23 protein-coding genes are annotated in these 24,327 nt (G+C 66.2%); 19 read left to right on the plus strand and 4 right to left on the minus strand.

Annotation, left to right across the window (positions count from 1 at the left end):
* Positions 1–14 precede the first annotated feature (14 nt).
* The 19 genes from CQW49_RS12240 (at position 15) to CQW49_RS12330 (ending at position 17,786) form a co-directional block, all read left to right on the plus strand.
* On the plus strand, positions 15–956 hold the full coding sequence (locus CQW49_RS12240; protein ID WP_003613271.1) for a D-2-hydroxyacid dehydrogenase: 942 nt from the start codon (positions 15–17) through the stop codon (positions 954–956).
* Between the two features lie 144 nt (positions 957–1,100).
* On the plus strand, positions 1,101–1,961 hold the full coding sequence (locus CQW49_RS12245) for an NADP-dependent methylenetetrahydromethanopterin/methylenetetrahydrofolate dehydrogenase (RefSeq protein ID WP_003613270.1): 861 nt from the start codon (positions 1,101–1,103) through the stop codon (positions 1,959–1,961).
* Between the two features lie 19 nt (positions 1,962–1,980).
* Positions 1,981–2,610 (plus strand): methenyltetrahydrofolate cyclohydrolase, encoded by a 630-nt coding sequence (gene fchA / locus CQW49_RS12250; RefSeq protein WP_003613268.1) that lies wholly within the window; start codon positions 1,981–1,983, stop codon positions 2,608–2,610.
* Positions 2,611–2,661: 51 nt separating this feature from the next.
* The gene (locus CQW49_RS12255) at positions 2,662–3,831 is read left to right on the plus strand and encodes a malate--CoA ligase subunit beta (protein WP_003613266.1); all 1,170 of its coding nucleotides are present in this window, start codon (positions 2,662–2,664) and stop codon (positions 3,829–3,831) included.
* 22 nt (positions 3,832–3,853) lie between these two features.
* Positions 3,854–4,741: a succinate--CoA ligase subunit alpha gene (gene sucD / locus CQW49_RS12260; RefSeq protein WP_003613264.1), complete on the plus strand. Its 888-nt coding sequence runs from the start codon at positions 3,854–3,856 to the stop codon at positions 4,739–4,741.
* Between the two features lie 195 nt (positions 4,742–4,936).
* Positions 4,937–7,681 (plus strand): phosphoenolpyruvate carboxylase, encoded by a 2,745-nt coding sequence (locus tag CQW49_RS12265; RefSeq protein ID WP_003613263.1) that lies wholly within the window; start codon positions 4,937–4,939, stop codon positions 7,679–7,681.
* Positions 7,682–7,750: 69 nt separating this feature from the next.
* Positions 7,751–8,725: an HpcH/HpaI aldolase/citrate lyase family protein gene (locus tag CQW49_RS12270; protein WP_003613261.1), complete on the plus strand. Its 975-nt coding sequence runs from the start codon at positions 7,751–7,753 to the stop codon at positions 8,723–8,725.
* Positions 8,726–8,866: 141 nt separating this feature from the next.
* Entirely contained in the window at positions 8,867–9,256 is a 390-nt protein-coding gene (locus CQW49_RS12275; RefSeq protein WP_244441312.1) for an endonuclease domain-containing protein, read from the plus strand.
* A gap of 215 nt (positions 9,257–9,471) precedes the next feature.
* Positions 9,472–10,749 carry a glycerate kinase type-2 family protein gene (locus tag CQW49_RS12280; RefSeq protein WP_003613257.1) on the plus strand — a complete coding sequence of 426 codons (1,278 nt, stop codon included), beginning with the start codon at positions 9,472–9,474 and terminating at the stop codon, positions 10,747–10,749.
* Between the two features lie 49 nt (positions 10,750–10,798).
* Complete coding sequence (locus CQW49_RS24195; RefSeq protein WP_024749736.1) at positions 10,799–10,981, plus strand: hypothetical protein; 183 nt, start codon at positions 10,799–10,801, stop codon at positions 10,979–10,981.
* A complete protein-coding gene (locus CQW49_RS12290) occupies positions 10,978–11,736 on the plus strand; it encodes a metal ABC transporter ATP-binding protein (protein WP_003613255.1) in 759 nt (252 codons plus the stop codon). The genes CQW49_RS24195 and CQW49_RS12290 overlap by 4 nt, the downstream gene beginning before the upstream one ends.
* A complete protein-coding gene (locus CQW49_RS12295) occupies positions 11,726–12,595 on the plus strand; it encodes a metal ABC transporter permease (RefSeq protein ID WP_003613253.1) in 870 nt (289 codons plus the stop codon). The genes CQW49_RS12290 and CQW49_RS12295 overlap by 11 nt, the downstream gene beginning before the upstream one ends.
* A 3-nt stretch (positions 12,596–12,598) precedes the next feature.
* Positions 12,599–13,510 carry a metal ABC transporter substrate-binding protein gene (locus CQW49_RS12300; RefSeq protein ID WP_003613251.1) on the plus strand — a complete coding sequence of 304 codons (912 nt, stop codon included), beginning with the start codon at positions 12,599–12,601 and terminating at the stop codon, positions 13,508–13,510.
* Positions 13,511–13,581: 71 nt separating this feature from the next.
* Positions 13,582–14,136 (plus strand): DUF3617 domain-containing protein, encoded by a 555-nt coding sequence (locus CQW49_RS12305; RefSeq protein ID WP_003613250.1) that lies wholly within the window; start codon positions 13,582–13,584, stop codon positions 14,134–14,136.
* Between the two features lie 59 nt (positions 14,137–14,195).
* Complete coding sequence (locus CQW49_RS12310) at positions 14,196–14,396, plus strand: BrnT family toxin (protein ID WP_003613248.1); 201 nt, start codon at positions 14,196–14,198, stop codon at positions 14,394–14,396.
* Entirely contained in the window at positions 14,393–14,749 is a 357-nt protein-coding gene (locus CQW49_RS12315; RefSeq protein WP_003613246.1) for a BrnA antitoxin family protein, read from the plus strand. The genes CQW49_RS12310 and CQW49_RS12315 overlap by 4 nt, the downstream gene beginning before the upstream one ends.
* Positions 14,750–14,791: 42 nt before the next feature.
* Positions 14,792–15,892: a CobW family GTP-binding protein gene (locus CQW49_RS12320; protein WP_003613244.1), complete on the plus strand. Its 1,101-nt coding sequence runs from the start codon at positions 14,792–14,794 to the stop codon at positions 15,890–15,892.
* Positions 15,889–17,085 (plus strand): acetyltransferase domain-containing protein, encoded by a 1,197-nt coding sequence (locus CQW49_RS12325; RefSeq protein WP_003613241.1) that lies wholly within the window; start codon positions 15,889–15,891, stop codon positions 17,083–17,085. The genes CQW49_RS12320 and CQW49_RS12325 overlap by 4 nt, the downstream gene beginning before the upstream one ends.
* 8 nt (positions 17,086–17,093) lie before the next feature.
* Complete coding sequence (locus CQW49_RS12330; protein WP_003613239.1) at positions 17,094–17,786, plus strand: fumarylacetoacetate hydrolase family protein; 693 nt, start codon at positions 17,094–17,096, stop codon at positions 17,784–17,786.
* 248 nt (positions 17,787–18,034) lie between these two features.
* Here CQW49_RS12330 and CQW49_RS12335 read toward each other — a convergent pair whose 3' ends face one another.
* The 4 genes from CQW49_RS12335 to CQW49_RS12350 form a co-directional block, all read right to left on the minus strand.
* Positions 18,035–19,210: an IS4 family transposase gene (locus tag CQW49_RS12335; protein ID WP_024749735.1), complete on the minus strand. Its 1,176-nt coding sequence runs from the start codon at positions 19,208–19,210 to the stop codon at positions 18,035–18,037.
* A 159-nt stretch (positions 19,211–19,369) separates the two neighbouring features.
* On the minus strand, positions 19,370–20,662 hold the full coding sequence (gene ispG / locus CQW49_RS12340; protein WP_003609410.1) for a flavodoxin-dependent (E)-4-hydroxy-3-methylbut-2-enyl-diphosphate synthase: 1,293 nt from the start codon (positions 20,660–20,662) through the stop codon (positions 19,370–19,372).
* A gap of 117 nt (positions 20,663–20,779) precedes the next feature.
* Positions 20,780–22,498 carry an AAA family ATPase gene (locus CQW49_RS12345; RefSeq protein WP_003609409.1) on the minus strand — a complete coding sequence of 573 codons (1,719 nt, stop codon included), beginning with the start codon at positions 22,496–22,498 and terminating at the stop codon, positions 20,780–20,782.
* Positions 22,495–24,111: a SagB/ThcOx family dehydrogenase gene (locus CQW49_RS12350; protein WP_003609407.1), complete on the minus strand. Its 1,617-nt coding sequence runs from the start codon at positions 24,109–24,111 to the stop codon at positions 22,495–22,497. Before CQW49_RS12350 ends, CQW49_RS12345 begins: the two co-directional genes overlap by 4 nt.
* Positions 24,112–24,327: the final 216 nt, after the last annotated feature.

The following is a 24,327-nucleotide window of genomic DNA, read 5'->3' on the forward strand; positions in this document are numbered from 1 at the left end:
GGGAAGAAGCAGTCATGTCGCACAAAATCGTCTTTCTCGATCGCGAGACGCTCGACGCCAATTTGCGCAAGCCGAATTTCCCGCACGACTATGTCGAATACGCCCAGAGCGCTCCGACCGATGTCGTCGAGCGCCTGAAGGGCGCGACCATCGCCATCACCAACAAGGTGCCGCTGCGCGAGGAGACGCTGAAGCAGCTTCCCGATCTGAAGCTGATCGCCGTCGCCGCCACCGGCACCGATGTGATCGACAAGGCCTATACGACGGCCAATGGAATCACCGTCTCCAACATTCGCAACTACGCCTTCAACACGCTTCCCGAGCATGTGATCGCGCTCATTTTCGCGCTGCGCCGCAATCTCGTGAACTATGTGGACTCCGTGCGCCGCGGCCGTTGGCAGGAGGCGAATCAATTCTGCTATTTCGACTATCCGATCTATGACATCTCCGGCTCGACGCTCGGCATCATCGGCTATGGCGCGCTCGGCAAATCGATCGCGACGCGCGCCGAGGCGCTCGGCATGAAGATGCTGATCAACGACGTCGTGCCGGGGCCGAACATCGTCGATATTCCGACGATCCTGCGCGAGGCGGATGTCGTCACGCTCAATCTGCCGCTGACGCCGCAGACCAAGAATCTGATCGGCGCGAAAGAGCTCGCCTCGATGAAGAAGACGGCGATCCTCATCAACACCGCGCGCGGCGGCATCGTCGACGAGCAGGCGCTCGCGGATGCTCTGCGGGGCGGCGTGATCGCCGGCGCGGGCTTCGACGTGCTGACGGTCGAGCCGCCCAAGCAGGGCAATATTCTGCTCGATCCGACCATTCCCAATCTCATCGTCACGCCGCATGTGGCCTGGGCGAGCAAGGAGGCGATGCAGGTGCTCGCAGATCAGCTCGTCGACAATATCGATGCTTTCGTCGCCGGCGCGCCGCGTAATCTCGTGACCGCGTGACGGCGCATCGCCCGGAACAGTTCGAATGCCCGATCGTCATAGCGAGCGGAGCGAAGCAATCCTTCAGCCACAGGGCGACTCCCGAGGTTGCTTCGTCGCTACGCTGCTCGCAATGACGCGCGCCGTCACAACGGATGACAATGAATGACCCAGAAGCTCCTCTTCCTTCTCGACACCGATGCGGTTCCGAGCGTGTTCGACACGGTGGTCGCCTATGACGGCGGCGCCGATCATGTCATCGGCTACGCCAATGTGACGCCGCAGAATGTCGGCGCGCTGGTCGACGGCGCGATCTACACGCGCGGACCGAAGGAAAAGCAGTTCACCGCTCTGTTCGTCGGCGGCGGCGACATGGTCGCGGGCGAGGCGTTGTTCAAAGCGGTGCGCAAGCGCTTCTTCTCGAATTTCCGCGTCTCGGTGATGCTCGACTCCAACGGCTCCAACACCACCGCCGCCGCGGGCGTCGCTCTGCTCGCCAAGGCCAAGCCGCTCGCCGGCAAGAAGGCGATCGTGCTCGCCGGCACCGGCCCGGTCGGCCTGCGCGCCGCCGCCTTCCTGCATTCGGAAGGCGCCGAGGTCGCCATCACCTCGCGCACGAAGGCGCGCGCCGACGCCGCCGCCCAGGCCTTGCAGGACCGCTTCGGCTTCACGCCGACGGCGATCGAGGCCGTGGACAACGCCGCGCGCGCCGCGGCGGTGAAGGGAACGAACATCGTCTTCGCGGCCGGCGCCATCGGCGTGCAGCTGCTGGAAGAGAAGGATTGGCAGAACGATCCGACCATCGAGTTGATCGCCGACGTCAACGCGCAGCCGCCGCTCGGAATCGGCGGCGTCGAGGCGACCGACAAGGCCAAGGAGCGTCACGGCAAGATCGTCATCGGCGCGCTCGGCGTCGGCGGATTGAAGCTGAAGCTGCATCGCGCCTGCATCGGCCAGCTGTTCGAGAGTTCCGACAAGGTGCTCGACGCCGAGGAAATCTACGCCCAGGCCAAGGCGAACGCTTGATATTGCGAGGATCGACGAGATGACCAAGGACGAATCGATCACGAAATTTCTCGACGATCTCGCCAGCGAGCGGCCGACTCCGGGCGGCGGCGGCGCGGCGGCGGTGATGGGCGCGATCGGCGCGGCGCTGGTGTCGATGGTCGCCAATCTCACCATCGGCAAGAAGAATTACGAAGCGGTCGAGGACGATCTGAAAGCCGCGCGCGCCGAGGCCGAGCGCCTGCGCGGCGAATTGACCGCGGCGATCGAGGAAGACGTCGTCGCCTTCAACAGTGTGATGGGCGCCTATGGCCTGCCGCGCGCCACCGACGAGGACAAAGCCGCGCGCACGGCGGCGATCCAGGCGGCGCTGAAGGAGGCGACGCTCGCGCCGCTGCGCGCCGTGAAGGCCTGCTTCGAGGTGATCCTGCTCTCGGAGGCGGCCGCCGAAAAGGGCAATCTCAACGTCATCAGCGACGCCGGCGTCGCCGTGCTCGCCGCCAATGCCGGCCTGCGGAGCGCCGCGCTCAACGTCTATATCAACGCCAAATCGATCAAGGATCGCGCCTTCGCCGAAGAGCAGATCGCTGCGGTCGAGGCGCTGCTGGCGCAAGCCGCCGAGAAGACCGAAGCCGTCTATGCGACCGTGAGAGGCAAGATCGGCTCTTAAAAAATTCAACGCCGGCGACCGGCGAGAACGAACGCAAGCGGGAGAGGGAACATGGACGTCCATGAGTATCAAGCCAAGGAATTATTGGCGAGCTGCGGCGTCGCCGTGCCCCCCGGCACCGTCGCCTTCAGCCCCGACCAGGCCGTCTATGCGGCGACCGAGCTCGGCGGCTCGCATTGGGTGGTGAAGGCGCAGATTCACGCCGGCGCGCGCGGCAAGGCGGGCGGCATCAAGCTGTGCCGCACCTATCATGAAGTGCAGCAGGCGGCGCGCGACCTCCTCGGCAAGCGTCTCGTCACCACGCAGACCGGACCGGAAGGCAAGCCGGTGCAGCGTGTCTATGTCGAGCTCGCCGACCCCTATGAGCGCGAGCTGTATCTGGGCTTCGTGCTCGACCGCAAGCTCGAGCGCGTTCGCGTGATCGCATCGAAACATGGCGGAATGGAGATCGAGGAGATCGCCAAGACCGATCCGGACGCCATTCTCCAGGTCATCGTCGAGCCGGCCGTCGGCCTGCTGCCGTTCCAGGCGCGCGAGCTCGCCTTCCAGCTCGGCTTGAACTTGAAGCAGGTCTCGCGCGCGGTGCAGTCGATCCTCGGCGCCTATCGCGCCTTCCGCGACAATGACGCGACCATGCTGGAGATCAATCCGCTGGTCGTCACCAAGGACGACAAGGTGCTGGCGCTCGACGCCAAGATGTCCTTCGACGACAACGCTTTGTTCCGTCGCCGCAACATCGTCGACATGAACGATCCCTCGCAGTCGGACCCGCGCGAGGCGCAGGCGCTCGAGCATTCGCTCAACTATATCGGCCTCGACGGCGAGATCGGCTGCATCGTCAATGGCGCCGGCCTCGCGATGGCGACGATGGACATGATCAAGCACGCCGGCGGCAATCCGGCGAACTTCCTCGATGTCGGCGGCGGCGCCTCGGCCGAGCGCGTCGCGACGGCCTTCCGCCTCGTGCTCTCGGACGCCAATGTGAAGGTGGTGCTGGTCAACATCTTCGCCGGCATCAATCGCTGCGACTGGGTCGCGCAGGGCGTCATCGACGCGGTGAAGGCGACCAACATCACGGCGCCGCTGGTCGTGCGTCTCGCCGGCACCAATGTCGAGGCCGGCCGCAAGCTGCTCGACGAGAGCGGCATCAATGTCATCACCGCCGATTCGCTGGCCGACGCCGCCCAGAAGGCCGTCGCCGCATACCGCTCCGTGAAGTGAGCGGCGAGGCCGGGAGGAAACAATGAGCATTCTGATCGACGAAAAGACTCCGATCCTCGTCCAGGGCATCACCGGCGACAAGGGCAGCTTCCACGCCAAGGAGATGATCGACTACGGCACCAATGTCGTCGCCGGCGTCACTCCCGGCAAGGGCGGCAAGACCGTGCATGGCGTGCCGATTTTCGACACGGTGCGCGAGGCGGTGAAGCAGACCGGCGCCACCACCAGCATCACCTTCGTGGCGCCGCCCTTCGCGGCCGACGCCATCATGGAGGCGGCGGACGCCGGCATTCGCCTCATCTGCTCCATCACCGACGGCATTCCGGCGCAGGACATGATGCGCGTGAAGCGCTATTTCCTGCGCTATCCGCGCGAGCGCCGGCCCACCATGGTCGGGCCGAACTGCGCCGGCATCATCAGCCCCGGCAAGGCCATGCTCGGCATCATGCCCGGCCACATCTACAAGCAGGGCAATGTCGGCCTCATCTCGCGCTCGGGCACGCTCGGCTATGAGGCGGCCTCGCAATTGAAGGAGCTCGGGATCGGCATCTCGACCTCGGTCGGCATCGGCGGCGATCCGATCAACGGCTCGTCCTTCCTCGATCATCTCGTATTGTTCGATCAGGATCCGGAGACGGAAGCGGTGCTGATCATCGGCGAGATCGGCGGACCGCAGGAGGCCGAGGCCGCGGCCTGGATCAAGGAGAACTTCTCCAAGCCGGTCGTGGGCTTCGTCGCCGGCCTCACGGCGCCGAAGGGCCGCCGCATGGGCCATGCCGGCGCGATCATCTCGGCGACCGGCGACAGCGCCGCCGAGAAGACCGAAATCATGAAGTCCTACGGCCTCACCGTCGCGCCGAGCCCGGCGGAGTTCGGCTCGGCCGTCGCCTCGGTGCTGAAGCGCGCGTGACATGACTCCTCTCCCCGCTCGCGGGGAGAGGTCGAGCCAAGCGAGGGTGAGGCGCTCGGGAGCGTCGGCGGCCGTCAGTAGCTCGGCGCATTCGTCTCGTCACCGAAATTCGGGACAATCGCCCGGCCCCTCACCCGGCCTCTCCCCGCAAGCGGGGAGAGGAGACGACCAGCCAAACGAGAGCCAGGAGCCCGCATGCCCGCAGAACCGAAGGTCACGCCCTCGACTTCGCCCGCCGCCCCTTCGGCGCTCGCGACGCGATCGGTCAAGGAGGCGGCGGCCTTCCTGTTCGACCAGCTGGCCGGCGTGGTGAAGCGCCATCAGCCGGAGGTCGAGCCGGTGCTGCGCGGCTTCGTTTCCTCATCCGGCCTGCCGCCGGCGCTGCTCGGCCGCGCGCTGCAGGCGCAGGGCATCTGGTTTCAGCTGCTGTCGATCGCCGAGCAGGCCTCGGCCATGCGCCGGAGACGCACCATCGAGCGCGCCAAGGGCCGCGATGAGCTGCTGGGCTCCTTCGCCCATGTGCTCGCCGACGCCGCCGCGTCGGGCGTCAGCGCCGACGACATTCGCGCGCAGCTGCGCTCGCTGCGCATTCGCCCGGTCATCACCGCCCATCCGACCGAGGCCAAGCGCGTCACCGTCCTCGAGAAGAACCGCAAGATCTATCTTCTGCTCAAGGAATTGGAATCCTCGCGCTGGACCGACCGCGAGCGCGCCGCGCGCATGGCCGGAGTGAGCGATCAGATCGAGCTGCTCTGGCTCACCGGCGAATTGCATCTCGAGAAGCCGACCGTCGAGCACGAGGTCGCCTGGGGCCTGCATTTCTTCGGCGAGAACCTCTTCGATCTCGCGCCGGAGATGCTCGCCGCCTTCGAGAGCGCGCTCGCCAGCCATTATCCGAACGAGCGCTTCGATGTGACGCCGTTCTTCCAGTTCGGCTCCTGGATCGGCGGCGATCGCGACGGCAATCCCTTCGTCACCAACGCCGTGACGCGCGAGACGATGATCGTCAACGCGCTCGCGAGCCTCGATTATTACCGGCAGCGCGCTCTCGATCTCGTCCGCGTGCTGTCGATCAGCGAGCGCTCGGTCGCCATTCCGGCGAGCTTTCGCGCGGCGCTGGAGGCCGAGCTGGCGCAGGTCGAGGACGCCGACAGGATCAGAACGCGCAATCAGGGCGAGGCCTTCCGCCAATATCTCACCTGCGTGCTGCGCAAGCTCGACGAAACCATTCTCGCGACGCGGGGCGAAGCGAGCGGCAAGCCGCGCTACGCCAACGCCGATCAGCTGATTCACGATCTTCGCGTGCTCGAGCAGGGGCTCGCCGACAGCCGCAGCGAGACGCTCGCCGCCGATCTCGTGCGGCCGGTGCGCCGCGCCGTCGAGATCTTCCGCTTCAGCACCGTGCGTCTCGATCTGCGCGAGAACACGACTCGCACCAATAATGCGCTGCGCGACATTCATCGCGTCAAGACCGGCAGGGACGCGCCGGATCTCGAATCGCCCGAATGGCAGGCCTGGCTCATCGCCGAGCTGGCGCAGCCGCGCAATGGCGTCCCGCTCGCCGGTCTCGCGCCCGAGTCGCAGGACACGCTCGACATGTTCGCGCTGGTCGCCGACATGCGCTCGCGGCTCGATCGTGAAGCTTTCGGTAGCTTCATCCTCTCCATGACGCATTCGGTCGCCGATGTGCTCGGCGCCTATGTGCTGGCGAAGGAAGGCGGGCTCTTCCTCGACGAGGCCGGCCTCGAGCTCTGCACTCTGCCCATCGTTCCGCTGTTCGAGACGATCCCCGATCTGCGCGCGGCTCCGGTGATCATGCGCGAATTGCTGCGTGTGCCGGTCGTGCGCCGCAGCACGCGCTGGCAGGGCAATGTGCAAGAGGTGATGATCGGCTATTCCGACTCCAACAAGGACGGCGGCTTCATGGCGTCGAACTGGGAGCTGGCGAAGGCGCAATCGAAGTTGACGCGCCTCGGCGAGGAATTGGGCGTCGCCATCGCCTTCTTCCACGGCCGCGGCGGATCGGTGAGCCGCGGCGGCGCGCCGACCGGACACGCCATCGCCGCGCAGCCGGCGGGCTCGATTCGCGGCCGCTTCCGCGTCACCGAGCAGGGCGAGGTGGTCTCGTTCAAATACGCCAATCGCGGCACCGCCGCCTATCAGATGGAGCTGCTGGCGAGCAGCGTCTTCGCCCATGCGCTGAAGTCCGAGCGCGAGGACGCGCTGGCGCCGCGCGCGGAATTCGAAGACGCTCTCGAGGCTCTGTCCGGCGCCTCGCTCGCCGCTTATGGCAAGCTCGTCGCCGATCCCGATCTCGTCGCTTATTTCCAGGCGGCGAGCCCGCTCGAGGAAATCTCGCTGCTCAACATCGGCTCGCGTCCGGCGCGGCGGTTCGGCGCGCGCAGCCTCGCCGATCTGCGCGCCATTCCCTGGGTGTTCGCCTGGGCGCAGAATCGTCACGCCATCACCGGCTGGTATGGCGTCGGCTCGGGCCTCTCGAGCTTCATCGAGGTGCGCGGCGAGCGCGGCCTGCAGCTCTTGCATCGCATGTTCGAGGATTCGCGCCTCTTTCGGCTCATTCTCGACGAGGTGGAGAAGACGCTGGCGCTCGTCGATCTCTCGATCGCGCGGCAATATGCCGGGCTGGTCGCGGACCAAGAGGCGCGCAACAAGATTTTCTCGGCGATCGAGGCGGAATATCACCTCACCTGCGAGACCGTGCTGCGCATCACCGGCGGCGGCGAGATCGGCGAGCGTTTCGCCGACTATCAGGCGCGTCTGGCGCATCGCCTCGCCACCATCAACGAGGTCAACCGCGAGCAGGTGGAGTTGCTGCGCCTGTTCCGCACCACGGAAGAGGAAGCGCTGAAGGAGGAATACAAATCGGCGCTGCTGCTGTCGATCAGCTGCATCGCCGCGGGCCTCGGCGCCACCGGCTGATGCAGTCGCCCTCCAGAGCTTCGAACCGGCTCACGCACTAGACACTGACACCAGGGAAAGGAAAAGAAGATGAGCTTCACTTTGATCGAGCAGGCGACGCCGCGTCTCCATCGCTCCGAGCTGGCCGTTCCGGGCTCCGCCCCCGGCATGTTCGAGAAGGCCGCCGCCTCCAAATCCGACCAGGTCTTTCTCGACCTCGAGGACGCCGTGGCTCCGGACGACAAGGAGCAGGCGCGCAAGAACATCATCCAGGGCCTCAACGACATCGATTGGGGCAATAAGACGATGACGCTGCGCATCAACGGCCTCGACACGCATTTTTGCTATCGCGACGTCGTCGACGTGGTCGAGGCCTGCCCGCGTCTCGACGTGATCCTCATTCCGAAGGTCGGCGTTCCGCAGGACGTCTACGCCATCGACATGCTGGTCACGCAGATCGAGAGCTACAAGAAGCGTACCAAGCGCATCGGCTTCGAGCTGCTGATCGAGACCGCGCTCGGCATGGCCAATGTCGAGGCGATCGCTCAGGCGAGCAAGCGCAATGAGGCGCTGTCCTTCGGCGTCGCCGATTACGCCGCCTCGACCCGCGCCCGCACCACCGTCATCGGCGGCGTGAACCCGGACTACGGCGTTCTCTCGGACAAGGACGCCGAGGGCAATCGCCAGTATTTCTGGGCCGACCAGTGGCATGCGGCGCAGACGCGCTTCCTCGTCGCCGCGCGCGCCTATGGCCTGCGCCCGATCGACGGGCCCTTCGGTGACTTCGGCGATCCGGACGGCTATATCGCTGCGGCGAAGCGCGCTGCGGTGCTCGGCTTCGAGGGCAAATGGGCGATCCATCCCTCGCAGATCGATCTCGCGAACCAGGTCTTCACCCCGTCCGAGGCGGAAGTGAAGAAGGCCCGCCGCATTCTCGAGGCGATGGAGCAGGCGGCCAAGGAAGGCCGCGGCGCCGTGTCTCTCGACGGCCGCCTGATCGACATCGCCAGCATCCGCATGGCCCAGGCGCTGATCGACAAGGCGGATCAGATCGGCGCTGCGTAAGCAGCCGCATCGTTGCGCGCGCTCCTTCTCCCACTCGTGGGAGAAGGTGGCCCGGCGAAGCCGGGTCGGATGAGGGTCCTCGCAATGCCGACGCGAGTCTCGAAGTCCAAAAAAGCTTTCGCGAGACGGCTGCGGCGAGAGATGACGAACGCCGAGGACATCCTGTGGCGCTCTCTCCGCGGTTTGGCGCTGGACGGTCTGAAGTTCCGGCGGCGGCAGGTTCCGATCGGGAATTATGTCGCCGACTTTCTCTGCGTCGAACAAAGGCTGATCGTCGAACTGGACGGCCGGCCGCATGAACAAGAAGACCAACGCCGCCATGACGCGACCCGCGACAAATGGCTGCGTGACCACGGCTACCACGTCCTCCGCCTCGACAACGATCTCGTCATCGGCGGTGGAAACATTCCGCTGGAGCGGATTCGGGAGGTGATAAAGACGATCACAAATCGTCGCGGCCCCTCATCCGACCCGACTTCGTCGGGCCACCTTCTCCCGCAAGCGGGAGAAGGGACAACGTCGAGATCGTAAGGCGCTCTTCCTTCTCCCGCAGGGCGGGAGAAGGTGGCCCCGCGAAGCGGGGTCGGATGAGGGCCGGCGAGGCGATGCGCACTGCATTGGCAATCATCCGCGTTGCGGTTATGACGAACGCAAATCGTCGCGGACCCTCATTCGACCCGACTTCATCGGGCCACCTTCTCCCGCAAGCGGGAGAAGGGAGAACGTCGAGATTCAGGAATTCGTCTATGTCCGAAGACCACCGCCAATTGCTCCGCGCCATGTTCGACGCCGCCGTCGGCGCCGCGCACCCCTCTGTCTGCCTGCCGGCCTATCTCGAGAAGATCGCGCCGCCCAAGGGACGCACCATCGTCGTCGGCGCCGGCAAGGCGGCGGCCTCCATGGCCGCGGCGGTGGAGAAACATTGGCCGCATCCGCTCGAGGGCCTCGTCGTCACGCGTTACGAGCATGGCGCGCCCACCTCGAAGATCGAGGTGATCGAGGCGTCCCATCCGGTGCCGGACGCCGCCGGCCGCGCCGCCGCGGGCCGCATTCTCGCAAAGGTGCAGGGCCTCACGGAAGACGATCTCGTGCTCGCGCTGATTTCCGGCGGCGGCTCGGCGCTGATGGCTCTGCCGGCGGATGGCGTGTCGCTCGAAGAAAAGCAGGCGGTCAACAAGGCGCTGCTGAAGAGCGGCGCGACCATTTCCGAGATGAATTGCGTGCGTAAGCATCTCTCGGCGATCAAGGGCGGCCGCCTCGCTCGCGCCGCGGCGCCGGCCAAGGTCGTCGCGCTGCTGATCTCCGACGTGCCCAACGACGATCTTTCCGTCATCGCCTCCGGCCCCACCGTGCCGGACCCGACAACGCGCCAGGACGCGCTCGCCGTCATCGCCAAATATAAGATCGACGCGCCCGCCGCCGTGCTCGCCTATCTTTCTTCGGACGCCTGTGAGACGCCCAAGCCCGGCGACGCGATCTTCGACCGCGTCGAGAACATTCTCATCGCCACGCCGCAGGGCTCGCTGGACGCCGCCGCCGCCGTGGCGAGCAAGGCCGGCTTCACGCCGCTGATCCTCGGCGATCTCGAGGGCGAGTCGCGCGACGTCGCGCTGGTCCATGCCGGCATAACGCGGCAGATCGCCCGCCATGCGCAGCCGCTCGCGCCGCCCGTCGCCATCATCTCCGGCGGCGAGACCACGGTCACCGTGCGCGGCAAGGGCAGAGGCGGACGCGACGCCGAGTTTCTGCTGGCGCTGACGCTGGCGCTCGAGGGCTTCGGCGGCGTCTCCGCCATCGCCTGCGACACCGACGGCATCGACGGCAGCGAGGACAATGCCGGCGCGATCATGACCGCCGACAGCTTCGCCCGCGCGGCGGCGCAAGGCGTCGACCTCAAGGCGCTATTCGCCAACAACGACGCCTATACCGCCTTCGAGAAGCTCGGCGATCTCGTCGTCACCGGCCCGACACGCACCAATGTGAACGACTTCCGCGTCATCCTCGTGCCGAAGCCGGCGCGCTGACGTAGATCGGCGCTTGCCGCCGGCCGGCGTAATAATATAACGTGACGACATGACACGTTCGCCTTCGGCGCTTCTCGAAAAGACCGCCCGGGCCGATGCGCAATCGCATCGTCATCCCGGGCGCTTCTCGCTTCTGCGCCTCTCGGCCGCCGAGCGGCTGGCCGGCGCCGCCGGACTCATCGCTCTGCTCTGGCTCGCCGTCTATTGGGCTCTCTCGCGGAGCGGCGCATGAGCGCGGGCGTGGTCCGGCTCGACAATGTGACGCTCGGCTATGAGCGCCGACCGGCCGTGCATCATCTGAGCGGAGCCATCGGCCCGGCGGGGGCGCTCGCGGTCTGCGGTCCCAATGGCGCCGGCAAATCCACGTTGCTCAAGGGCCTCGCCGGATTGCTGAAGCCGATTGGCGGACGCATCCTGCGCGAAGGCCTCACGCTGCGGGATATCTCCTACCTGCCGCAGGCGGCGGAGATCGATCTCTCCTTCCCGATCGATGTGTTCGACTTCGTCGCCTCGGGCGCGACGCGGCGCATCGGCTTCTTCGGCGGCGTCGATCGCCGCGAGGAGGAGCGCGCCATCGCCGCCATCGCCGCCGTCGGCCTCGAGGGTTTCGAGGATCGCCAGATCGGGGCGCTTTCGGGCGGGCAGACGCAGCGGGCGCTATTCGCGCGGCTCATCGTCGAGGACCGACCCGTCGTCCTGCTCGACGAACCCTTCGGCGCCATAGACGCGTCGACCATCGACGATCTGGTGAAGATCATCGCCCGCTGGCGCGAGGAGCGGCGCAGCGTCGTCGCCGTGCTGCATGAGCTCGAGCTCGCGCGTCGAGTGTTTCCGCAGACGCTGCTGCTGGCCCGCGAGCCGATCTTCTGGGGACCGACGCGCGAGGCCCTGTCCGAGGAGCGCCTCGCCGAGGCGAGCCGTATGATCGAGGCGTTCGACCGCGAGGCGCAGGAATGCCGGCGCGACGAGACCGATCATGCTGCATGAGCTGTTCATCGCGCCCTTCGCCGATTATGAGTTCATGCGCCGCGCGCTGGTCGGGGCGATCGCTCTCGCGATCTCGGGAAGCCCGCTCGGCGTCTTCCTGATCCTGCGCCGCATGTCGCTCGCCGGCGACGCCCTCTCCCACGCCATTCTGCCCGGCGCGGCGCTCGGCTATCTCGCCTTTGGTCTCTCGCTGCCGGCCATGACCATCGGCGGGCTCGCCGCCGGCCTCGCCGTCGCCATGGCCTCGAGCGCCGCGGCGCGCTTCACCGCTCTGCGCGAGGACGCCTCGCTCGCGGCGTTTTATCTCGTCTCGCTGGCGCTCGGCGTCGCCCTCGTCTCGCTCAAGGGCTCCAATGTCGATCTTCTGCATGTGCTGTTCGGCTCGGCGCTCGCTCTAGACGACCAAACCTTGCTCTTCCTCGCCGCCATCGCCAGCTTCACTCTGGCGGCGCTCGCCCTCTTCTACCGGGCGCTGGCGCTCGACACGCTCGACCCGCTGTTCGCGCGCCGCGTCGGTCCGCTGGGCGAGGCCATTCCCTTCGCCTTTCTGGCGCTGGTGGTGCTCAATCTCGTCGCCGGCTTCCATGCGCTCGGCACGCTGATGGCGGTCGGCGTCATCATGCTGCCGGCGGCCTCGGCGCGGCTGTGGACGCAGGACCTCGGCGCGGCTCTGGCGCTCGCGGCGGCCATCGGCGCGGGCTCTTCCTATCTTGGACTCGTCTTGTCGTTTCGCACCGGCCTGCCGGCCGGGCCGGTCATTATTCTCATGGCCGGAAGCGCCTATTTCCTGTCGCTGATTTTCGGCCGGACCGGCGGCGTCATGCGCCTGCGCCGGCCGCGCCGCCATTTGGAGGGATGATCGATGCGAAGGAATCGTGAGACGTCGCTCGTTTCGCCGAGCCGGCGCCGGCTGCTCGTCGCCGGAGCGCTCGCGCTCGTCGCCCCTCGAGTCCGCGCGGAGACGCCGCCGCATCTGCCGGCCGTGGCCAGCTTCTCCATTCTCGGCGATCTCGTCGCCGAGGTCGGCGGACGCAGGCTCGATCTTGCGACCATCGTCGGCCCCGACAGCGACGCCCATGTCTATCAGCCGACGCCGAAGGACGGCAAACGGCTCGCCGGCGCGCGAATCGTCTTCGTCAACGGGCTCGGCTTCGAGGGTTGGATCGACCGGCTCATCGCCGCCTCCAGGACCAAGGCCACGGTCGCCACCGCGAGCCGCGGCGTGACGCCGCGCAAGGATATCGAAGGGCTCGACCCGCACGCCTGGCAGAGCGTCGCCAACGCCAAGATCTATGTCGCCAACATCCGCGACGCGCTGGTCGACGCCGATCCCGAGGCCGCCGAAGTGTTCCGCGCCAACGCCGAGGCCTATCTCGAGCGGCTGGGCGCGCTCGACGCCGAGATCAAGGCTGCGATCGAGGCGATCCCGAAAAGCCGGCGGCGCGTGGTCTCCACCCATGACGCCTTCGGCTATTTCGCGGCCCGCTACGGGCTCGAGTTCATCGCGCCGGAGGGCGTCTCGACCGAGGCGGAGCCGAGCGCCCGCGACGTCGCCCGCATCATCGACGCCGCCCGCGCCCATAAGGTCGCGGCCATCTTCCTCGAGAATATCATCGACCCCCGCCTCGCGCAGCGCATCGCCGCCGAGACGGGCGCCAAGATCGGCGGCACGCTCTATTCCGACGCGCTCTCGGCGAGGGGCGGTCCCGCCCCGGGCTATATCGAGATGATGCGCTACAATGTGAAGCAGCTGACCACGGCGCTCGCCTCCTGAGGCGGCGGCCCTTTTTGGGCGAAATTCGATTATAGTGACGAAGGCGCGCGCCGCGTCCTCGGAGCTTCGGCATGAGATTTCATCTCGGCTTCCTTTTTCTCGCTTTGTCCATCCCCGGCTCCGCCGCTCTGGCGGCCGACGAGCCGCCACGGCGCAAATCCGGGCTCTGGCGGATCGAGCAGACCATCAGCGGCAAGCCGTCGCCGATGGGCGTGATCGAGACCTGCATCGACGAGAAGACCGACGATCTGATGCGCGAGCGCGCCTCGGAGCATGAGCAGAAGTGCGAGAAGGCGGGTTTCACGCGCGAAGGCGACGCTTTTCGCGTCCACTCCGTCTGCAAGCTCGAGCACAGCGTGGCGACGATGGACGGCAAATTCACCGGCAGCTTCGATTCGGCCTATCGCTCGGAGATGCATATTTCCTATGCGCCGCCGATGCATGGCGTCGGCTCCGCCGATATGGTGATGGACGCGAAATGGCTCGGCCCATGCAAGCCGGGCCAAAAGGCCGGCGACATCGTCATGCCGGGCTTTTCGGGCAAGCTCGGCGGCGGCCAGATGAACATGCAGGACCTGATGAAGATGCGCGATGCGATGAAGAAGCGCGGCGCGCCGGCGGAATAGGAGAGTGCTCCGTCTCAGCTCCGCCGATGCGTGTCCACAAGTGTTGACATAACCGAGCCATGCTATTCGAATGGGACGAAGGCAAACGCGCGGCGAATTTGCTGAAGCACGGCTTCGACCTCGCCGATGGCGCAGATTTGTTCGACGGTCGCCCAGTGATCACATTTCGGTCGTCACGCAACGACGAGGAGCGCTTCGTCACAGTCGGCATGTTGGCCGATCTCTATGTGGCGCTCGTCGCTCAGGAGAGCCCGAAATGAAGAAAAGCGAGCGCATCACGCGCGTTACGGCTGAAGAGGTTCGGGCGATGCGGGCGCGCGGCGAAACCCACACTGATTGGGAGCGCGTGCGCGCCATGTCGCAGAGCGAAGCCGATCGACTGGCGCAGGAGGAAGAAGGTCCTCTGCCCGACGGCTGGGAAAGCTCGGTCGAGATCGGCCTTCCCAAGCGTAAGCAGGGCGTGCATATCCGTCTCGACAGCGACGTTCTGGAATGGTTCAAGGCGCGCGGCCCCGGCTATCAAACCCGCATCAACGCCGTGCTGCGATCGTTCGTGCGAGCACGTGAGCGGGCCGAGCAGAAGCGATCCGGAGCGAGCGATCCTTCGCCGTGACGTCTTGCGCGCTCGCGTGAACGAAGGCAGAGGAGAAAGTCTTTGACCGATAAAATTCCCGTCACCGTCCTCACCGGCTATCTCGGCGCCGGCAAGACGACGCTGCTCAACCGCATCCTCACCGAGCAGCACGGCCGCCGCTACGCCGTCATCGTCAATGAATTCGGCGAGATCGGCATCGACAATGACCTCGTCGTCGGCGCCGACGAGGAAATCTTCGAGATGAACAACGGCTGCATCTGCTGCACCGTGCGCGGCGATCTCATCCGCATCATCGAAGGCTTGATGAAGCGGCGCGGAAAATTCGACGCGATCATCGTCGAGACCACCGGCGTCGCCGATCCCGCGCCGGTGGCGCAGACCTTCTTCGTCGACGCCGATGTGAAGGAGGCGGCGCGGCTCGACGCCGTGGTGACGCTCGCCGACGCGAAGTTCCTGTTGCAGCGCCTCGCCGACGCGCCCGAGGCGAAGAATCAGATCGCCTTCGCCGATGTGATCGTGCTGAACAAGACCGATCTCGTCACGCCGGACGAGCTCGCCGAGGTCGAAGCGCGCATCCGCGCGATCAATCCTTATGCGACGCTGCATCGGACGGTGAAGGCCGCGGTTCCGCTCGATGCGGTGCTGGGGCGCAACGCCTTCGATCTCGAGCGCATTCTCGACATCGAGCCGCGTTTCCTCGAGGCCGAGGATCACGATCACCACGACCATGAACATCATGGTCGTGGTGATCATGAGCATGATCACGACTGCGGGCCGGACTGCGGCCATGACCATCATGACCATGACCACGCGCACCATGGCGAGAGCCATGGGCTGAAGCATTATCACGACGAGGACATGCATTCGGTGTCGATCCGTCACGAGGGCGAGGTCGATCCCAATCTCTTCGTGCCCTGGCTCAACGATTTCGTGCAGGCCGAGGGCGCCGATATTCTACGCTGCAAGGGCATCGTCGCTTTCGAGAACGAACCACGCCGCTTCGTCTTCCAGGGCGTGCATATGATTCTCGACGGCGATCTGCAGCGCGAATGGCGCGAGGACGAGCCGCGCGTCTCGCGTCTCGTCTTCATCGGCCGCAAGCTGAACGAAGAAGCAATCCGCGACGCATTCACGACGAATGTGCTGCGAGCCGCGTCATGACCGAAACCGAGACGCGCGCCGCCGTCCGGGAGCCGGCGGCCGCGCTGGCGGCGGGCGCGCGCCTGCCGTCGATCGACCGTCTGCGCGGGCTCGTCATCGTGCTGATGGCGCTCGACCATGTGCGCGATTTCTTCGACGGCGACGCGCTGCGTTTCGATCCGACCGATCTCGACCGCACCTATCCGGCGCTGTTCCTCACACGCTTCGTCACCCATTTCTGCGCGCCGATCTTCACCTTCCTCGCCGGCGTCTCGGCCTTTCTGCACGGACTCGCGCTCGATGATCCGCGCGCTCTGTCGCGTCTCTTGTGGACGCGCGGGCTGTGGCTGATCCTCGTCGACGCTTTTCTCATCAGCCCTGTATGGACGCTCGGCTCCGGCGCCATCGAGCTCGGCACGCTGTGGGCGATCGGCTGCGGCATGATCGCGCTCGCCGCTTTCGTGTTCCTGCCCAGCGGCGCCGCTCTTTCGACCGGAGCCGTCATTCTCGCCGGGCATAACCTGCTCGACGGCGTGCATGCGCGCGATCTCGGCGCTCTCGCGCCGCTATGGACCATTCTGCATGAAAAGGGCCCGCTGCCCTTCGGCCTCAGCGGCCAAGTCTATTATCCGATCCTCCCCTGGATTGGCGTCATCTTCGTCGGCTATGGCCTCGGCCCCGTATTTCTGTGGTCGCCCGAGCGCCGCGCCCGTGCGCTGACCGCTCTCGGCGTTTCAGCGCTCGCGCTCTACGCTCTGCTGCGCGCATCGAACGTCTATGGCGACGCGCGTTTATGGACGAGCTATCCGGACGCCATGCGCACGACGCTCTCCTTTCTCGACGTCAGCAAATATCCGCCGTCGCTGCTCTATGTTCTGGTCACGCTCGGCGTCGGCCTGCTGTTGCTGCCGACGCTCGAGAAGCTCAAAGGGGCGGCGGCGCGCGTGCTGATGACCTTCGGCCGCGTGCCCTTCTTCGCCTATGTCCTGCATCTCTATGTGATCCTGATCGCCGCTTTCGTCGTCGAGACGATCAAAGGCGTCGATCTGCGGGGGCTCGAATCCGGCTCCGGCGCTCCCCCTGAAAATTTCGGCGTCGGCCTCGCCGGCGCCTATGTCGCCTGGATCGCGATCATGACGGCGCTCTATCCGGCCTGCGTCTGGTTCGCCGGCGTGAAACGGCGCCGGCGCGACTGGTGGCTCGGCTATTTGTGAGGCGCGCAATGAGTGAATTCGTCTTTCCGCCGCAAGCTCAGCCATCGATCGCCATCGCCGGCGAGACGCGGCGCTTCCCGGTGCGGCGCATCTTCTGCGTCGGCCAGAACTACGCCGCCCATGCGCGCGAGATGGGCAAGGATCCTTCGCGCGAGGAGCCCTGCTTCTTCACAAAACCCGCCGATGCGGTCGTCGCCAGCGGCGCGACCCTGCCCTATCCGCCGCGCACGGCCGATCTTCATCATGAGATAGAGCTGGTCGCGGCGCTCGCGCAGGGCGGCGCCGACATAGCGAAAGAGGCGGCGCTCGATCATGTGCTCGGCTATGCGGCGGGGATCGATCTCACGCGCCGCGATCTGCAATCGGAGGCGCGCAAGGCCGGGCGGCCCTGGGACCTCTCGAAGGGCTTCGACCATTCGGCGCCGCTCGGCGCCATCGCGCCCGCCGCGCGCATCGGCCATCCGCGCGCTGGACGCATCCGCCTCGCGGTCAATGGGACGGTGCGTCAGGACGCCGATCTTTCCGAGATGATCTGGAGCGTCGCCGAGATCATCGCCATTCTCTCGCAATTCGTGAGGCTGGAGCCGGGCGATCTGATCTTCACTGGCACCCCGGCCGGCGTCGGGCCGATCGTGCCGGGCGATCATGTCGCCGGAGACATCGAGGGCGTGGGGGCGGTGGAGATCGCGATCGGCCGATAAGGGCCGACTCTCGACGCGCAATCCTTCTCCCACTTGTGGGAGAAGGTGGCCCTCGCGTCAGCGAGGGTCGGATGAGGGCCCCTGCAGTTTTCCGAGTCGTGCAGCGCTGCGCCGCGAGTTCGAAACGGTTGATCGGCGAGAGCCCTCATCCGACCCGGCCGTAGCCCGTCGCTTGCGACGGGCGTCCTGACGGACGCCCTATGGCCGGGCCACCTTCTCCCGCCCTGCGCACGGCTGTCCGGGGAAAATCAGGCATAGGCGAGCTCCAGCTGCCTCGGCGATATGCGCCGCCGCGCGGCCTGATATTTGGGCGGCGGCCGTTCGAGTCTGTCGATCGGTCGCCGCTCGAACAGAAACCTGCCGGCGAGCTCCGAGAACCGCAGATGCGCGAGTTCGATATCGTGGCGGTGGGCGGCGATGCGCAGCAGCACGAAAGCGATCATCGCCGCGATCAGCTGCAGCCGCACGGCGTTCTCGTTTTCGCCGAGAAACTTGCGGATGTTGAGATGCTGCTTGATCCAGCGGAACAGCAGCTCTATGGCCCAGCGCGCCTTGTAGAGCGCGGCGATCTCGACCGCCGAACGCGTCATGTCGTTGGTGATCACGACGATCAGCTGCGGCTTGCCGTCCTTCAGCGCATCGCGTTGAATATGAAGGCGACGCAGCGGCATGGGCAGTTTCGAGTCGCCCTTGCTGGCGAGCTCGACCTCGCAATCCCTGAGCACGGTGTAGCCTTCGCCGCGCGTCTGCGGCATCTCCCGATCCGCGAGGTCGGTGAGGCGGGTGTTGCTCTTGGGGCGCGTGACGAACAAGGCTCGGGCCTCGTGAATGTCCCTCCACCATTTGAAATCATAATAGCCCTTGTCGAAGACATAGGTCGCGCCGGCCTCGATCGGCGTCTTCTTGCCGATCTCGACATCGTTGACATTGGCGGGCGTGACCTCGACGCAGAAGGGGCGGTCGACCCCGGGATCGTAGACGACGTGCATCTTCATGCCGTGGATGCGGCCGTTCGAGCGGGCGAAGTCGTGGAATTTGCTCAACGGGATAGGCGTCGAATCGATGAGGCGCAGCAGCTCGGCGCCGTCGCGGCGCGTTCTGCGGTCGAGTTCGCAGGAGAGGCGCGCGAAAAGATCGGCGAAGACGCCGACGGGCCGGCGTGCGTTGGCTTCGGCGAGGGTGGAGCGGGCGATCCTGCGGACGCCGAGGTGATAATGGGAGCCGCTGTTGGCGTTGAAGGCGGCCTCGAGGCTGCGCAGGCTCGTTTCGCCGCCGAGCTGAGCGGCGATCAGGACGACGAGATGATCCCAGCTCTTGAAGGATTTGTCGTAGGCGTCGCCCTTGTGGCGCGCGACGATTTGGCCGAACGCGCGACGATCGATCGGCTTGAGCAAGTCGACAAAAACGCTATTCTGGAAGCGCATGTCTGGTCCTTTATTTTCCAGTCTCGACAACCGGAAAATACCCCGAAACCTTCGGAAGTACCAGGCATGCGCCCGCGACTTATCGACTCATTCCCCGGACAGCCGTGCGCCCTGCGGGAGAAGGGAGCGCCCTTTTCGACAACGCTCGCACTGCCCGCCTCACTCCGCGGCTTCGCCCTCCGCCGCGCCGCCGAAGCGGCGGGTCACATAATCATCGACGATGCGGGTGAATTCCTCGGCGATGCCCTCGCCGCGCAGCGTCATCGCCTTCTTGCCGTCGATGAACACCGGAGCCGTCGGCGCCTCGCCGGTGCCGGGCAGCGAAATGCCGATGTCGGCGTGCTTCGATTCGCCCGGCCCGTTGACGATGCAGCCCATCACCGCGACATTGAGCGTCTCGACGCCCGGATATTGCGCCCGCCAAACGGCCATGCGATCGCGGATATGCGATTGAATGTCACGCGCCAGCTCCTGAAACACGGTCGAGGTGGTGCGCCCGCAGCCGGGGCAGGCCGCGACCAGAGGCACGAAGGTGCGGAAGCCCATCGTTTGAAGAATCTCTTGCGCGACGCGGACCTCATTGGCGCGGTCGCCGCCAGGCTCGGGCGTGAGCGACACGCGGATCGTGTCGCCGACGCCGTCCTGCAGCAGCACGCCGAGCGCCGCCGCCGAGGCGACGACGCCCTTCGACCCCATGCCGGCCTCGGTGAGGCCGAGATGCAGCGCATAATCGCTGCGTGCGGCGAGCATGCGATAGACGGCAATGAGATCCTGCACCGCCGAGACCTTGGCGGAGATGACGATTCTGTCACGCGACAGGCCGATCTCCTCGGCGCGCTCGGCCGAGAGCAGCGCCGAGCGGGCCAGCGCCTCGCGCGTCACCGCGCGCATGTCGAGCGGCGCCGCGGATTTGGCGTTGATATCCATCAAATGGGTCAGCAGTTCCTGATCGAGCGAGCCCCAATTGGCGCCGATGCGCACTGCCTTGCCATGCTGGATCGCCAGCTCGACGATGGCGCCGAACTGCCGGTCCTTCTTCTCCTTGAAGCCCACATTGCCGGGATTGATGCGATATTTGGCGAGCGCCTCGCCGCAGGCCGGATGATCGGCGAGCAGCTTGTGGCCGATGTAGTGAAAATCGCCGACGAGCGGGACCTCGATTCCCTTCTGCGCCAGCCGGTCGCGGATATGCGGCACGGCGGCGGCGGCCTCGTCGCGGTCGACGGTGATGCGCACCAGCTCCGAGCCGGCGCGGACCAGCGCCTCCACCTGGGCCACGGTCGATTCGACATCGGCCGTGTCGGTGTTGGTCATGGATTGGACGACGATGGGCGCGCCGCCGCCGACGGTGACGGAAGCGGCGCCCTGGCCGATCACGACGGCGCGCGTCCTGTGGCGCGGCGCCGGCTCGGCGGTCACGGGCTCGGGAAGGGCGGTCTCGTTCGCGGTCATCGTCGGGCTCCCCATTGGGCTCGCGCCCTTGGTGGGGCGGAACGAGCCGTCCGTCAAGCCTTCGGGAGCCGGCGGCGGTCGCCGAAGCTGCGAGCGACCCCTCGCCGGCGGCCCACGTCACTCCGCCGCCGTCTTCAGCTCCTCCACGCGCATCACGTCCAGCCCGCGGAAGATGGCGCAGCGCTGGAACACGCCGAGGTCCGGAGGGACCTGCTTCTGGTGACAGAATTTCGACGTCAGCTTGGCGAGGCCCTTGATGTCGCGGCCGGTCGCCTGGGGGAACACCGCGACGAGATCGTCGATCAGCGCGTCGTCGACGGCGAGCGCGAACTGCTCGGCCATCACCTTCCAGATGCGGCGCTTGGCGTCATCGTCCGGCGGATTGTATTTGATGAGCGCGATGCAGCGGGAGACGATCGCCTCGTCGATATCGTCGACGCGGTTGGTGGTGAGGAACAGCAGCCCGTTGAAATATTCGAGCACGCGCAGGAACACGCCGACGACGGCGTTCATGGCGATATTGTCGTCGCGGCGCTTGATGTAGACATCGGCCTCGTCGATCAGCATCACCGCGCCCCAGCGCTGCGCGCGGGTCAGAATCTCCTTCAGCGCGGTTTCCATCGTCGCGACATTGAGGCCGAGCTGGCCCGAATGCACGCGATAGAGCGGGCGCTGGATGATCTCCGAATAGACCTCGGCGGTGAGCGTCTTGCCGACGCCGGGCGGGCCGGCGCAGAGCACGGTGGTGCCGCCCGACTTGCCGGCGACGATGTCGTCCATCAGCACGTCCATCTCGGCGGTCAGAATGTCGATAAGGTCGGTCTGCTCGGCCGGCAGCACCAGCTTCTGCTTCAGCGCGGGCTTATATTCATAGAGCTTCATCTCGTCGACATGCACCCACACATGATGGTGCAGATCGAGATGGAACATCAGAATATAGGGATGCACCGGAATGCGTTTGAACAGCCCTTCGGGAATCTGCTGCTGCAATTCCGCGAGCTCGTCCTCGACCGAATATTTATTGCTCTTCGACGCCTTGCGGATGAAATGGCCGAGCACGTCGCCGGGCGAATCGAGCGTCAGGCTGCGCGCCGTCAGAATGGCCTCGTCATTGACGAGACGCGCGTCGCCGCCGCTGGTCGACAGCACCACGACATCCTTGCGCGACCAGTCGGTGTCGCGATGCGAGGAGTTGGGGTCCTCGGCATGGAAGCCGGTGCCGCGGCCGGTGAACTGCTGGCCATAGCGCCCGCGCCAATCGAAATAGGTCTCCGTCGCCGAGTCGAAGGCCTCGATCAGCTCCGGCGTCTCGCGAATATAGCCCTTCGCCGCCAGAATCTCGTTGATCGTGCGCCCATTGGCGTCGCCCGCCAGGATGCGGATGGCGGTGGTGGTCAGCACGCCCTTGGCGTTGGACTTCAGCTCGATCATCACCTTGCCGGCTTCGTCGTTCGAGGACGGCACGTAATCGAAGCGGGTGATGACATAGGGCAGCGGCTTCGACGCCACGCTCGCCGTGAACAGCCAGCCGCGTATCGCGCCCGCGGTGAGATATTTCACCATCGCCGGCAGCACCTGCTCGAGCTCCGAGGCCTCGAAGCGCCGACCGCCGGCCTTCAGCGCCTCGCGCAAGGTCGCGAGCTGCGCGGCGCGGGCGCGCATGTCGGGACCGGCCTCGCGATAGAGCCCCTCGAGGAAGGTCAATTCCTCGTCGGAAAGATGCGAGAAGTCGATCTCGACGCGGTCGCTGAAGCGCAATTGTTCCGCGAGGCCGGCATGGGCCGGATAGCGCTGCATCAGCGCTTCGACATATTGACGTTCGATCTGAATGTTCATCGCCGATCTCGTCTCTCGTCCGGATAGGGGGGAAGCGTCAGAATGCGGGCGTCGTCGATCGCTCCGCCGACCGTGAAGTGATAGACGTCCTGGAACGTGGTCTCTTCGGGCGAGAGCCCGAGGAGCTCATGCACCTCGTCGTCGAAGAAGCAGCCGATGCCGGTGCCCGCGAAGCCGCTGGCCGTCGCCCAGAGATAGAAGGCCTGGCCGATGAGGCCGGCCTCGAAATGCAGGCGCCGATAGGCGAAGGGCCCGTCCTCGCCGAGCGCCTGGTCGAAATCGGCGATCATCGCGAGGCTGAAGCAGCCTTTGCCGGAGATCGGCTGCAGGCAGGCCAGCTTGGTCGCCGCCTTCTCCGCCGCGCCGGAATAGAGCCGATAGAGCGGCAGGCCGGCGAGGTCGACGAGCGACCATTCGAATTCCTTGCGGCAGGCGGCGCGCAGCCGCGCCGCGATATCGCTGTCGCGTTGCAGCGCGTAGATGCCCGGCTCGACGCCATCGACGCGATGCACGAACACAATGAGCGTCAGCGAGGTCGGCCAGGGGAAGGCGGAGAGAAGATTGGTCTCGCTCGGCAGCGTCGCCGCGAGCATTGCGGCGAAAATCTCCGCCGGCATCGACGTCTCGCCATCCATGCGCTGCGCGCTGCGCCGTTTGCGCACCGCGCGGCCGATGGAGACGCCCTCGATCGCCGGCGCCGGCGATTGCGCGCGCGCCGGAACCGGCTTGCCCGCCTGCCGCGGCTTGCGGCAGAACTGCCCGGCGAGATCGATCACCGGCCAGCCGTCATGATCCTCGCTCAGCCGGTTCGCCTGTCCGTGAAAGGCGCGCGGCGCGTCGATGAGCGCAAAGAGATCGAGCGCCGGCGCCGCGGGCGCGGCCTCGGTCGAGATCCACATCACGAGATCGGGATGCTCCGGCTCGCGCCGATGCGCGGCGTCCTCGCGATCGAGGCCGATGAGAGCCGCGATCTCGGCGTCCGACGGCTCGGTGAGCGCACTCGCCCGCCAGCCGAGCGCGAAGGCCGCCTGCGCCACGGCGCCGATCGCATGGCCGGCGTCGAGCTGGCAATAGCGATAGGCGCGTTCGCCATATTTCCAGGCCTCGCGCCAGGCGATGGAGGAGAGCGCCAGCAGAAAGCCGCCGCGCGGCAACACGCGCGCCGCGCCATAGGCGGCGCGCTCCTCGAGCGCATGCTCGGCCGGGGCGTAATGATAGACACCCGCCGTCTCGCTCACTTCCGCCAAGGAGTCGAGCAGCACATAGCATTCTGTCGGGTGGAGATTGCCGGAGGAGGGATTGTTGCGCAGCGCCCAGGTCGAGTTCTCATAGCTCTTCCAGGCGCTGAGGCCGAAAGCGAGCTCGAGGAAGAGGCCGAGCGCCGCCGCATCGACGGGCGCCGCGGCGGCTGCAGGACCCGGGAAGGCCGCCGTCTCCTTATGGTCGAGCAGCGGCAGAGGGATGAGCCGCGCCCCGGCGAAACGGCGGAACGGATTGGGCTGCGATGCCCAGTCCAGAAAGCCCGGCCCCATCGCATAGCGATTGGGCGCGTGCTTGGTGCGGCGGTGATAGCCGCGGATATCTTCCGGAATTGCGTCGCGATCGAAGCTCACGGCCGTCCTCCCCCGCGACCGCTCGAGGCCCGGGTATGATTCTTGATTGCCGGCCGCAGCGAATGCGCCATGTTCCGACTCCCTGACATGGCCGAAGGGGATTCAAGGATCATGCCTGCTTCGCTGCGCCGCAATAAAATATGATAATACCTAATTTTCAATATGTTGCTAGACTCACCCGTATCGCTCGGGGAACGGCTCGAGACAAAGAGGACG

Origin of the sequence: Methylosinus trichosporium OB3b (assembly GCF_002752655.1) — a bacterium.
GTDB classification, from domain to species: Bacteria; Pseudomonadota; Alphaproteobacteria; order Rhizobiales; family Beijerinckiaceae; genus Methylosinus; species Methylosinus trichosporium.